The sequence below is a fragment of the Prevotella mikamonis genome (assembly GCF_055381405.1).
Genome location: NZ_AP035785.1, coordinates 1,246,284 through 1,259,217, shown reverse-complemented (window position 1 = coordinate 1,259,217; position 12,934 = coordinate 1,246,284). Strand labels below are relative to the sequence as shown.

Sequence of the window (12,934 nt, the reverse complement as noted above, 5' to 3'; positions counted from 1 at the left end):
CTATCAATATCGGTCTCTTGTTCTCCGTGGTCTACCATCCCGGATTGTCGGGTAGGAGGTTCGGATTCAATGAGGCTTCGTTGATAGGGATGTTATACAAGTAATTCTTCTCTGTGAAGGAAGGCTTGTAGGTAGCACGGATGGCATAGGGAGTGATAAAGCCTTTCGCATCCATGCCCACTTTCTCCTTGATGGTCTGTATCTCTTTGGCTGTATAGAACTTGGTGTCCATAGGCATACCGCGACGCTCACGGTTCAGTAATTTGACGGCAGCATGCCAGCGACACAGGTCGTCCCAGCGCGTATTCTCGGCAAACATCTCTATTCGGCGTTCTCGGCGAATCTCCCGAATCAGGTTCTTGTTTGTCCCAACGATTTCCGGATACTTGTCTACAAGGTCGGGGTCTTCTATCGGATTCTCGCTCAGCTTATGGGCGAATCCAACTCTCTGACGCAGCGCATTGATGGTCTTATCCAGCTCAGGGTCTAAACCCAGTTCGGCAGCAGCTTCTGCCCGGATGAGCAACACCTCGGCATAACGCATCACAGGAGCATCAACCGAACCTTTGAAATGCTCAGTTCCCTGCCATTCCGACTCTTTATAATATTTGCTGATGCAATAGCCTGAAGCCGAAGTGCCATAGAAGGGACGGTCGTCGGTAGCATTGAGCAGGCTGAAGATGTTGGGCGCACCGCCCTTTCTCTTGCCACCGTCGGTCCTGTATAGGTATTGAGCGTGTTGGCTATTGGCATCGGGGACACAGATAGTCTGCATCAATCGGCCGTCACGATTGGTCATTTCTGCCAAATATCCCATGTCCGGCTTGTGGCAACCGCATATAGATATGGGCTTACCAGTTTTGGAACACAGGTATTCTTCATAGCAGTCACGGCTCATACCCATATCGCTTAATGGGTGTGAACGCGAAATCATGTGGCCCATATTGACTGTGGGGTCGTATTCGCGCGTCAGGATGATTTCGGAGTTACCCTTGTAATTCTCCTGAATGAAGAGATTGAAGTAGCACATGTCGACTCCACCCTCTGTGTAGAGAGAGTGCTTGTATTCCGGTCTCATCAGTTCGCCGGCAGCATCGTAAGCCAGTTTCAGCAATTTCTCATCACCTTCCAGATGGCGGTATCTGCGCCATGTACCTTCGTAGAGGCACACTCTGGCCTTCAGTAGGAGTGCTGCGTTCTTGCTTACCTTGCTGACATCCGTAAGCATGGGTAGGTATTCGATAGCCCTGTCCAGGCACATGATGATGGAATCGGTCACCAATGTACGCGAATCTCTCTTCTTATACAGCTCCGGATCTTTTTTGTCCAGTACCTTGTCATACCATGGCACATCGCCGAAACGCTTCATCTTATTGAAATAGTCCCATGCCTTGAAGAAATAAATCTCGCCGGCATAGTGCTTCTTGTCAATGGCATTGGCCGGTGTCTTGTGGTAGTTTGCCAAGAAAGCGTTGCATCCTCGTACCGTACTCCAGTTCCAAGCACCGTCGGTCTGGGTCTTCACGTTCTTACCGAATGCTATCTGGTTGGGCGCACCTCCCAAGATATTATCGGTCTGCATGTCGCCTCCGAACATGGGGGAGGTGTCATACGAGCGCGGATCGCCATGTCCGATGATGAGCCGCGGATAGTATGTATGGCAATATTGCTCCAGTGCCACTCCATTGGCTGTTGACCAAAAGCGATCTTCGGTAATGGTATCGTCCGGTTCAACGTCTAGGTAGTTACAGCTTGCAAGCAGGATTCCTGCGCATGCAGTTAATAATATATGGTATTTTTTCATTGTATCCAGTATTTAAATTCTTAGAATGAAACATTGACACCAAACGAGAATTGACGCATGAATGCGTATTCTTTTCCCGCATTAGCTCCACTGCCGGTCAGACTCTCCACGATATCAGGAGTCATGAAGGGTGGCATATATGTCTTCTCCCAGAGGTTGTTGCCGCTTATATAGACTTTCAACTGGTCTATGTGCAGGCGCGAAATCAGCTGTCGGGGGAATGTATAGCCTATTGACAGGCCTTTCAATCGCAGATAAGCTGCATTCAGCAGATATTTGGATTGGCGTTGGGTGTTTCGGCTGTTGAGCGATTTTCTGGGATAATAGGCATCCGGATTTTCCGGACTCCACGTATTGTCAATGTGGTACTGATTGATGTTTCCGTTGTAGATACCGCGTGGGAATCCCCAGAATTGGTCACTCTCCGTCCAGACATCGCGCTTGCCCAGGCCGTCGAACATAATCCAGAAGTCGAATCCTTTCCAGTTAAGGGTAGCCTGTACATTATAGCGGTAGCGCGGTGTGTTGTTGCCGATAATCGTACGGTCGCCCGGTTCGGCAAGTGTATTCTTACCCACGTCGATGACACCGTCGTTATTCAAGTCGCGATAGCGAATGTCACCGGGTTTCCATGTGTGATAGATAAACTTCTGGACGTAGTTCATACGAGCGCCTTCGTGTTCGTCTCTCACATATCCATCGGTGATATATCCCCAATAGTCGCCTAGTTTCTGTCCCTCATAATACATCGACAATGAACCGGTAGGATTGTCAAACTTGGTGATTTTGGCCTGATAGTCGGAAAGTCCTACAGATAGTGAATAGGTCAGTGGACTGTTAAATACGTTGTTAATCTTATCTTTCCAGGCCAATTCGATTTCCCATCCTGTTGTGCGCAGGTCTGCAATGTTCTCCTGGCCACCACTGCTTCCCAGTACGGCCGGTAGAGTGACGGAGCGAATCATGTCTTTGGTGTCGCGCACATAGTAGTCGAATTGTCCGGTCAGGCGTTGGTTAAACAATGCCCAGTCGATTCCGATGTTCTTGCTGATGACCTTCTCCCAGGTCACGTGGTTGGGAACTGAAGGTGCAGACAGATAGGTCAATGGGTCGCCATTCATCATGTAATTGCTCATAGCACCGCCGTTCAGGCTGGCAATATACGAGAAATATGAGCTGATGGCTTGGTTGCCAAGCACACCGACAGAGCCTCTGAACTTCAGATTGTCGACCACTTTGCGAAGTGGAGCAAAGAATTTTTCCTCAGAAATGCGCCATCCCAAGGAAGCAGATGGTACGAATACGTGGCGTTTACCTTTCTGGAATTTAGACGAACCGTCGTAGCGGCCATCCAACTGTACCAGATATTTATCTGCATATTCATAGTTGAGGCGATAGAACAAGCCCTGGACACGCCACTTGGTATCGGTTTCCCAGTTGCTGGCATAGTTGATAGCCAGATGGGAGATAGGTGTACTGTTGTCAAACAGGTCGGTCATCTTCAGCGTGAATCCTTTGTAGTCTTTCCCCTCTTGGTTGTAGCCACCCATGATTTTGATGTGGTTTTCCTTGTTCGGATTCCAGTCATACTCTGCCCATACGTTGAGTGCCTCGTAAGTATGTTCGCGGTTTCCGTTGGCCACATGGTTGGGCGATTCGGCCTGTAGGGCCTGTGCGCCTTCGGGCATGGTCTGATATACGGTCTTTCTGTGTTCCTTGGTACGGCTGAAGAATTTGTTGATAGAGTAATTACCCTTGATAGACAGGCCCTTGAGTGGGTGGAAATCGAAACGTCCCGTGTACCACATATCGTTGCCTGAAATCACCCTGCGTCCTGCATTGGCCATGTGTCCGATGACATTGAAATTGCCTCGGCTCAGCGACATACCGGCAAACTCGCCGTTAGGCAGGAATACCGACAGGGTAGGGAACATTCTGTACACTTCGTAATACCATGTCGCACCATCGCCACCATATTTGAACGGTTCGTCGCTTTGGGTGTAGTTATACTTGGTTGAGAAGCCTATATCGAGCATTTTGTTAATCTTGGTATCGAACGTAAATGCCAGATTGTAACGCTTGTAGGTGTCGTTACCATAGCGGAAAATACCGTTCTGGTCTTTAAAACCACCCGAAAGATAATAGCGGTTGCGGTCGTTGCCACCCGAAAGACTCACGTTGTGCTGTTGCATCAGAGCTGCGCTCTTGTAGAATTCGTGTATCCAGTCGGTATTGCCCACGTAGGCCCATCCCGGCTGGTTGGGTGTATAGTTGGGACTTTGAATACCCTCGGTATCGACAAGCACAGCCGGATTGTGTTCAGGGTCGGCTATGTGGGCATCCAGAGCCTCCAGAAAGCGGTCGGTGAAGTAGTAATTTCCAGGTTGCTCACTGTCATAGGCATCGTTCCAAGCGCGTGCCCAGACGTCTGCCCTGGGCATCTTGGGGAGTCGTGCCGGTTTGCTCCAAGCTAAATTGTTGCTGTAGCTGACCTTTACCTTCTGGTTGGCCTTGCCTTGCTTCGTGGTGATGAGCATGACACCGAAGGCTGCACGTGCACCGTAGATGGCGGCAGAAGAAGCGTCCTTCAATACAGATACGCTCTCTACGTCTTGCGGATTGAGCATGGAGATGTCGCCCTCCACGCCGTCAATCAGTACCAGGGCAGAGCCACCGTTGAGAGATGTGTTACCACGGATGTTGATACCGGCACCGGCCGATGGCTGTCCGCTGCTGAATGTGATATTCAGATTGGGTACTACACCCTGCAAACCTTGCGCGATGTTGCCGATGGGGCGGTTGTTCAGCACATCGCCCGATACGGCTGCCACTGCGCCCGTCATGGTAAGTTTCTTCTGTTTGCCGTAGCCCACGACCACGAGTTCGTCGAGCAACTTGGCATCTTCGCTCAGTACGATGTCGAACGAACTGCGCCTTCCTACCTTCATGTGTTGGCTGGTATAGCCTATATACGATACGGCGAGCATAGCGTTGTCGCCCACCCGCAAACTGAATCGTCCGTCAATGTCGGTCACCGTAGCGTTGTTAGTACCGTTCTCTACGACACTGGCTCCGATGATGGGGTCGCCTTTCTCATCGGTCACCACACCGTGTACCAAGCGTGTCTGCTGGCTGTTTTGCAGGGTTGCGCTTTTTCTTTGCGTTTTTTCGCTGGCTGTTCTTCGCGAAGTGAGCATGATGTTGGTGCCTTCTATCACATAGGTGGTAGCCGTACCTTTAAATAATTGGTCGAGAACGGTGTTGATGGGTTTCTTGGTGGCATCAATGTTTACACGCCTGTTTAAGTCAACTTCTGTTTCGTTATAGACAAAGAGGTAGTCGGTCTGACGTTCTATCTCTTTCAGAATCTGTTTAGTGTTGCTGTTGTTCAACCTAATGGTGACGCTATGTGCCTGGGCATAGGATTGCATAGCAAATGTAGGGTTGGTGCCTAAGAACCAGATAAAGACACCGGCTTTTATCAATAATGCAAAGCGTCGGTCTATCTTCAGATTACATTTGAAAATCATGTTAGTGTGGTATTAAGGATTTACTCATAGGTCTTTTTGTCGTCAATCGTTCCCGACTGAACAGTAGAAGGCTTGCCGGGATGGCAGCGGAGTGGCTATTGGGGTGTATTCATAGGCATGGTGGTTTTAGGGGTTTGACGATATGTCAGTGTATGATAATGGTCTTGGTGTCGCTATTCTTGGTATAAGTGAAGTCGTTGTCCAGCTGTAGCACGCGCAACACATGCTCTATACCGTCTTTGGTTCTGAATTTTCCCGTATATTGCTTGTAGGCTATCTGCTTGTTTTTCATCACAATGCGGTAGTCGAAGTAATTGCTCAGTAAGTGCATCACGTCGACAAGCGGAGTGTTCTTGATGGACAGTACGCCTTCGCGCCATAGGAAATAATCGGTGTTGTCTATGGATTTCTGTATCAGCTTATTGCCTACGAGCGTTGCCGTGGTATTAGGTGTCAGGGTAGTTCTGATATGCTTGTCTTCGCTTATCAACTCTATCTTGCCGTTTACGAGCGATGTTTCCCACTCTTTCTCATGTGCATAGGCACACACGTTGAACTCTGTACCCAGCACTTGTATATTCATCTTAGAGGTGGAAACGACGAACGGACGCTCCTCGTGCTTGGTTACTTTGAAATAGGCTTCGCCGTCGAGCGCCACGGTTCGGGTCTTGCCGTCCATCATGGCATCGAAAGTCAGCCGGGTATTGGCATTGAGCCACACCTTGCTACCATCGGGCAACGACATCTCGGTGCGCTGTCCGGAGGGCGAATATACGGTTACCATCTGGTTGTCAGTGTGTTGCAGCGATGTAAAATGCCATGCCAATGCAGCTCCCACCACTAGGAATACTGCTGCTGCAACACGCCACCAGGGACGTAGCTTGCCCACGAAAGACGATTGCGACTGGACTTCTGTGTCGCCGCTTTCGTACCACACGGCTGCATCATACACCCTGTGCAGCCGTATGAACTCTTGCTTGTTAGCTGGGCTTTCGCCTATCCAGTCTACCACAGCCTTACGCTCTTCGTCGGTCGGGCAGCCTGCCAGGTAACGATATAACACTTCTTGCTCCATATTATATATACGTAACCCAAGGATTACCTCCTAAAGGAAATATGAAAAAAAAGAACTTATGCGCCAAATAGAAATAGAAACATGGGAAGATAGTCGCGCAAGGTCTTGTGCAATGCCTTCAAGGCTTTGGTAATATGATATTCCACTGCTTTCTCCGATACCCCCAGCTTGTCGGCTATTTCCCGATGGGTGAGTATTTCGTTGCGGCTCATCTCGAATACCATTCGTGTTTTCTCAGGTAATGTGTTTAAGGTCTTGTGTGCTATGTCCATGATTTCTTCCTCGAAAATGTTATCTGTGGTGCAGCTTTCCAAAGCCTCAGTCTGGTATTCCACCTCGCGGATGGTCCAGGTCTCTACGTGTTCCTTCATTTGCAATTCGCTTTTGCGGTGGCGCAGGTAGTCCAGTGTCCTGCTTCTTAACACGCATAGCAGATAGGCTGCAATGCTATCCTTACGCTCCAGATCAATGTTTTTCCACACGCTGATCATGGCCTCCGACACGATATCCTCCGTTGCCAAATCGTCGTGGACGTACGATTTCACAAAGGCTAAGGCTCGTCTATAGTACTGTTTGTAAATGGTATTAAACGTCAATGACAGGGCTGGGCTATCATGTTTCTTGACTGGAGACATCGCGAACGTTTCAGTTTTGATGTTAAGGATGCTGTGAGAGATTCTCGTTTCAAAAGTAATATATTTTTCTATCTCCTCAAAATAAACCCTGCTTTTTTATGCTTATGTAGTCGAAAGAGTGGGAAAAGGGAGTTTGTATGGTAAGCTTCCACCCCTGTAGTATTTACAGTCTAAAGTATATATGACTGTATTGTGTGATAAGAATCGTTCATTTGCATTAGAAAAATGGTACATGCAATCTTTTTACAATCAAATGATTGATTCCGACCATCATATATGCTTGATAAATTGTATTTTTGCAAATGTCAAATAGTTTATCTCTTTTCTTACATCGGAAGGGTGAGAGCGTAGGCACATGAGTGAAACAGATAAATGATGAAAACCAACTAAACACAATGATTATGACTAATCAAGAACAGAAGAGATATGTAGTAGGGCTGGGCGAAGCGTTGTTCGATTGTCTGCCCGACGGTTCAAAATTGGGTGGTGCACCCGCTAACTTCGCATACCATGTCAGCCAGTTCGGCTTTCCGGCTATGGCCATCAGTGCTTTGGGCAACGATATATTGGGCGACCAGGCCAAGACTGAATTCGACGAGAAACATCTTAACTATATCATGCCCACGGTTGCTTATCCTACCGGAACGGTGCAGGTGGAGCTTGATGATGAGGGTGTACCCACGTATGAGATCAAGACTGGTGTGGCTTGGGACAACATTCCTTTCACACTAGAGATAGAGGCTGTGGCCAGGAATGCACGTGCCGTGTGTTTCGGCTCGCTGGCCCAGCGTGGTCCGGTGTCTTGTGACACTATCCAGAAGTTCCTCGCTGCCACTCCCCATGATTGTCTGAAGGTATTTGATATCAATCTGCGACAGAATTTCTACACCAAGGAAATCATCTGCCAGTCGCTCAAATCCTGCGATATTCTGAAGATAAACGATGAGGAACTGGTCACTATCGGTCGCCTCTTCGGCTATCCCGGTCTCGATATAGAGAATAAATGCTGGCTCATCATGGGCAAGTACAATCTGAAGATGCTCGTGCTCACCTGCGGAGTCAATGGCAGCTACGTGTTTGCACCAGGGAAGAAGAGTTTTGTGGAGACCCCGAAAGTCGATGTTGCCGACACTGTGGGGGCTGGAGATTCGTTCACGGGCAGCTTCACGGCCGCCATTCTTGAAGGCAAGTCGATAGAAGAAGCACATAGGCGAGCTGTCAAAGTGAGTGCCTATGTGTGTACGCAGAAAGGTGCTATGCCCAAAATCAAGATAGAGGATTAGTTCCTTTGCAGAGGGATACACCCACGTTCAAAAGTTAAAAGTATAGTGTTGTAACAAAAAAGTTATCTTTCTGTACTGTTTTTCATTTATATAAAAGAGTCTAAACCTCTAATGCGTGAAGCATTGGAGGTTTTTTGTTCGGTTGCGTATAGATTTGAGATGATTTTACTGCAAAGGCTTCGCAGCAGTACTGCCAAGCCTTTGCAGCGATGCTGTCTCGGCCTTGCAGTCTTGCTGCGAAGCCTCGGCAGTAAACTGAAGGTAAATAGTGGGGGAAATAAACTGATGTGCGTTGCGGATGCAAAGACTCAGAGTCGCTCGGCTTCCTTGATTGTCTTATGTTCCACATTATATTTCCTTGCTCCTAGGTAATACCTTACTTTGAAGCCTATCTGTCGCGTCTCACTATGTCCCCACGATGCTATCTGCAAATTATCGGTATGCCCATAGCTGTCCCAACGCTGTGTATGGAAAGCATCGGTCAGGATGATGGATGTGTGAAGCCGGTCGTTGAAGAAGTTTCTGCTGATGCTGGTGTTGACATATCCGCTGGATTTCAGTACATCATAGCTACCACCCTGGCGTTTGGAGCGATATTGTGCAGCCACTTCCAGGCGCAATTTTGCCGGCAGGGTGATGTTGTTGGTGAGGTTGAGCGTATATGATGGTCTGCGATAGACATGGTTATGGCTTTCGTAATCCAGTTTGTTGACAAAATAATAAGCACCTAGGTTCATGTTCGTATCCCACCATGAGGCAATACGCTTGCTGTAGACTGCCTCTATGCCCACTTGCCGTTGCTGTCCTATATTCTTTGTGGTCATCACTATCTTATTGTTGTCGTAGACATCGTTGAGTCCTGTGAAATAGTTGTCAAGCATGTTATACGAGAGGGTGACGGCCAGTTGCCTGTGCGACAGACTGAATAGGAACTTATGGTTTGTCTGTGGAGTGATGAATGGATTGCCTTTCCAATAGGTCAGTTCGTCCAGCAGATACTCAAAAGGGTTCAGGTCTTCATATCTTGGTTTATCCTGACGCTTGCTGTAGGCCAGTGTCATGCGTGTGTTCTGTGTTGCCTGATAGGAGACAGAAGCGTTAGGGAAATATCCGAAACGGTTCACTTTGTTGGTTTCGTCTTGGGCTTGTGGGGTGTATGGGCGTAGCAGACTTTTGCTGTGCATGTATTCCAGTCTCATGCCGGCTGTGGCCATCCACTTGCCCAGATGCAGTGTATATTGCAGATAACCTTCAAGATTTCGCTCGGAATATCTGAACCGATTGGACCTGGTACGGTCTAGTTGGAGTGCCGAAGAGAATTTGAAATCGTTATCGCTGTTGATGGTTGAGGCTTTGACGCCTGCCAACAGTTCATTCCCTTTACCTGTCTGCTGTTTGTAATCGAGCATCACGGAGGCTATGTCTATGTGCTTGTCGGTTTCTGATTGATATACGTCTTGATGATGGAGCGTGCCGTTTGGCTGATAATAAGTGTTAGGCTGATTGCAGTATATATAGCCGCCGACATGGATGTAATCTGCATTTACCGAGAATATCTGCTTTTGATTCGGTGTGAAAGTATAGGCTATATTGCCGCTGTATCTGGGGATACGTTGTCTCTGATAATCGTTTTCGGCATATAGTAATTGTGTCAGTTGGTTCGTTGTGTCATATATCTGGGTCTGGGTCGATGTGTGGCCTGGTCCTTTGTTGATACTGACAGAGGTGTTGAGCGTGAACTTGTGCTTGTCGTTGGGCTGGTATACCAGGTCCATGTTGCCTGAATAAGTGTCTCGTTTGTCTGCATCTTCGGTGGTCGACAGGTTTCTGTTGCCATCTTGTATCCTGTCGCTGCCATATTCCATAGCGTAGTGGCCGATGGTCTGATTATAAGCGACGCCTATTTGCCAATGTTTCCAGTTGTATGACAGCAAAACGTCAGAAGTCTCATGGATATAATTCCAATATGATAGGCCGTGCGAAGTGGTAAGGTGGAAGCCTGCATCGGTGTTGTTTTTCAACACGATGTCTATGATACCTCCTGCTCCTTCGGCTTCGTAAGAGGCATTGGGGTTGGGCGAAGTGCTGATTTTTTGTATTCGTGTAGAGGAAAGTGAGCGTAGATAGGCAGCTAAGTCATCTCCCTGTAAGGCAGTCTTCTTGCCGTTGATGTAGATGGCTGTACCACCCAGCGACGACAGCGATATGTTGCCTTTGTTGTCGATGTGGATGCCGGGCGAATGCTTCAATACGTCTATGGCATTGCCTATGTCGGCCAGATAACTTTGGGCCACGTCTATATTTACTTTTCCAGCTTCCATTTTAATGGTGGGTCGGTGTTTCTTGGCAGTGATGATGACATCGGCGAGGTGGGCAACTTCGCTTTGGATGGTAATCTTGATAAGTTGCTCTTTATGGGGAATGGTAAAATTGAGCGTAGTGTCCTTATAGCCGAGTGAGCTGATGTATGCGCTGTAGTGGCCTTTGTCTAGTTGCATGTGGACTTCTCCCAACGTGTCGGCAATGCCATTCCTGACCACTCGCTTGCTATCAGTGTCGGTAATAACGATGCTTGCTGCATCGGCTGCCACGTGTTCCTTGTCTTTTATTTGAAAAGTGATGTGTTGTTGTGCTGATAGGTTCTGGATGGCAAATGATGCAATACAGATGATGGCTAGCTTCATGATAAATCGTTTTTTCATACTGATGGTAATACTGTTTTATGTTGTAAAGGTAATAAAAATAATTATCATGTGTAAAAAAAAACGAATCTTTTGCTTTTTTTTAGATTTATATCTGAGGACAAGAAACAAAGAAAAGGGGTATGACTGTGATGAGCCATACCCCTTTTTCGTAATGTTTTATTGTGTTGTTATGCTCCGCAGAAGAACAAGACGACTATCTGTGCCGAGAAGATTCTCAGGAACATACTCAATGGATATACCGTACTGTAGCCGATGGCCGGTGCCTCTTTGGTGCAAGAACTGTTGGCATAGGCCAATGCGGGTGGGTCGGTGTAGGTTCCGGCAATCATACCCATGATGGTGAAGTAGTTGAACTTGAACTTCAGGCGAGCTATCGTTCCGACAATCAGGATAGGAATGACGGTAATCAGGAAACCTGTATAAACGTATTTCAAGCCGTCGCCCTGAACTACAGTCTCCCAGAATCCAGCTCCGGCCTTGATACCAACGGAGGCCAGGAACAATACAAGTCCGATTTCGCGGAGCATCATATTGGCCGAAGTGGTGGTATAGGTGACGAGCTTAAACTTGTATCCGAAACGGCCGATGAGAATAGCGATAATCAGCGGACCGCCCGCGATACCTAGTTTCAAAGGTACAGGCATGCCGGGAAGGGCGAGTGGAATGCTACCGAAGAGGATTCCGATGAGGATTCCGATGAAGATGGTAGCGATGTTAGGTGCATCGAGACGCTTTATAGAGTTGCCCATCATCTCGGCTACACGGTTCACGTTGTCTTCAGGACCTACTACCATCAGGCGGTCGCCCACTTGGAAATGGTGGTTGCGACTGGCAAAAAGATCCATGCCCTGACGGGTGATTCGAGTGACGTTGACACCGTAGACACTGGAGAAGTGCATCTTGCCAAGGGTCTTACCGTTCATAGAAGGACGGGTAACGACGATACGCTTTGAAATCAATGGTTGCTTCTCGTTGCCCGTTTCCCACGGAGTATCTATTTCCGGACCGATGAAAGCCTGGATGGCTTCAGCGTCGGCTTCGGCACAAACAACGAGTATCTCATCGTTCTGGCAGAAGATGGTATCGCGTGTAGGAATGGTAACCTGTCCGTCGTGGAGCAAGCGTGAGCAGACGATGTCGCGATTGAGGAATTGCGAAATCTCAAGGAGTGAGCGTCCGACAATATAGGTGTTGGTGACACGGAGGTGCATCTGATAAGGCTTGGCATGAGGATTCTCGGCCTCCTGCTCGTTCAGTTTAGCCTCTTCGTCTTCTAATCTTGTGTGTGTGATATAGCGGATAGCGATGGTAGCACCGATGATACCGAGCACACCGAGTGGATAGGCGCAGGCATAACCCGATGCTATCTGAGGTACTTGTCCTTTGGGAAATACGCTGTTCAAGGCTTCGTTGGCAGCTCCAAGACCCGGCGTGTTGGTCACAGCTCCGTAGAGTGTACCGACCATCATAGGCAGGTTGTTGGGGTTGCTGGTATCAAAGAACAGATAGTAGCAAGCAAACATGACCAGCACATCGAGGAAAATCATGGCTGTAGACAGGGCGTTCAGCGTGACACCGCCTTTGCGGAAGCTCTCGAAGAAGCCTGGTCCTACCTGCAAACCGATGCAGAAGACGAACAATATCAAGCCAAAGTCTTGGATGAATGTGAGGATGTTTGTCGGAGCTGTGAACCCCACGTGTCCGGCAAGGATGCCCGCAAACAGTACAAAAGTGACTCCGAGAGAGATTCCGCCAATCTTGATTTTACCCAAGAGTACACCTACCGCAATGACTATAGCGTAGAGTAGGGCGATGTGCGCCACGGAGTCTGTTGTAGTAAATAAATTAATTAACCAATCCATAAGATATTTAAGATTTGACTGCAAAATTACGCTAAAAAGG

The 12,934-nt window shown here is 48.1% G+C and carries 7 protein-coding genes; 1 reads left to right on the top strand and 6 read right to left on the bottom strand.

The window, feature by feature from the left end; translation table 11 throughout:
- Positions 1–31: 31 nt before the first annotated feature.
- The 4 genes from ACZ42L_RS05425 to ACZ42L_RS05410 all read right to left on the bottom strand — a co-directional run bounded on the left by ACZ42L_RS05425 (position 32) and on the right by ACZ42L_RS05410 (position 7,044).
- Positions 32–1,804, bottom strand: coding sequence for a RagB/SusD family nutrient uptake outer membrane protein (locus ACZ42L_RS05425; protein WP_464716858.1), 1,773 nt, complete (start codon positions 1,802–1,804; stop codon positions 32–34).
- Positions 1,805–1,824: 20 nt separating this feature from the next.
- The gene (locus ACZ42L_RS05420) at positions 1,825–5,334 is read right to left on the bottom strand and encodes a TonB-dependent receptor (RefSeq protein ID WP_464716857.1); all 3,510 of its coding nucleotides are present in this window, start codon (positions 5,332–5,334) and stop codon (positions 1,825–1,827) included.
- Between the two features lie 145 nt (positions 5,335–5,479).
- Entirely contained in the window at positions 5,480–6,409 is a 930-nt protein-coding gene (locus tag ACZ42L_RS05415; protein WP_464716856.1) for a FecR family protein, read from the bottom strand.
- Between the two features lie 56 nt (positions 6,410–6,465).
- Positions 6,466–7,044: an RNA polymerase sigma-70 factor gene (locus ACZ42L_RS05410; RefSeq protein ID WP_464716855.1), complete on the bottom strand. Its 579-nt coding sequence runs from the start codon at positions 7,042–7,044 to the stop codon at positions 6,466–6,468.
- 401 nt (positions 7,045–7,445) lie between these two features.
- Here ACZ42L_RS05410 and ACZ42L_RS05405 point away from each other — a divergent pair, with 401 nt between their 5' ends.
- A complete protein-coding gene (locus ACZ42L_RS05405) occupies positions 7,446–8,327 on the top strand; it encodes a carbohydrate kinase family protein (protein ID WP_464716854.1) in 882 nt (293 codons plus the stop codon).
- Positions 8,328–8,635: 308 nt separating this feature from the next.
- On the opposite strand, the gene ACZ42L_RS05400 is transcribed toward ACZ42L_RS05405, so the two are convergent.
- Entirely contained in the window at positions 8,636–11,029 is a 2,394-nt protein-coding gene (locus ACZ42L_RS05400; protein WP_464716853.1) for an outer membrane beta-barrel protein, read from the bottom strand.
- Positions 11,030–11,199: 170 nt separating this feature from the next.
- Positions 11,200–12,894, bottom strand: coding sequence for a putative transporter (locus ACZ42L_RS05395; RefSeq protein WP_464716852.1), 1,695 nt, complete (start codon positions 12,892–12,894; stop codon positions 11,200–11,202).
- Positions 12,895–12,934: the final 40 nt, after the last annotated feature.

Excerpts from the sequence above, each read along its gene's own strand:
- ACZ42L_RS05425 (WP_464716858.1), bottom strand. The coding sequence starts at position 1,804 with ATGAAAAAATACCATATATTATTAACTGCATGCGCAGGAATCCTGCTT.
- ACZ42L_RS05420 (WP_464716857.1), bottom strand. The coding sequence starts at position 5,334 with ATGATTTTCAAATGTAATCTGAAGATAGACCGACGCTTTGCATTATTG.
- ACZ42L_RS05415 (WP_464716856.1), bottom strand. The coding sequence starts at position 6,409 with ATGGAGCAAGAAGTGTTATATCGTTACCTGGCAGGCTGCCCGACCGAC.
- ACZ42L_RS05410 (WP_464716855.1), bottom strand. The coding sequence starts at position 7,044 with ATGTCTCCAGTCAAGAAACATGATAGCCCAGCCCTGTCATTGACGTTT.
- ACZ42L_RS05405 (WP_464716854.1), top strand. The coding sequence starts at position 7,446 with ATGACTAATCAAGAACAGAAGAGATATGTAGTAGGGCTGGGCGAAGCG.
- ACZ42L_RS05400 (WP_464716853.1), bottom strand. The coding sequence starts at position 11,029 with ATGAAAAAACGATTTATCATGAAGCTAGCCATCATCTGTATTGCATCA.
- ACZ42L_RS05395 (WP_464716852.1), bottom strand. The coding sequence starts at position 12,894 with ATGGATTGGTTAATTAATTTATTTACTACAACAGACTCCGTGGCGCAC.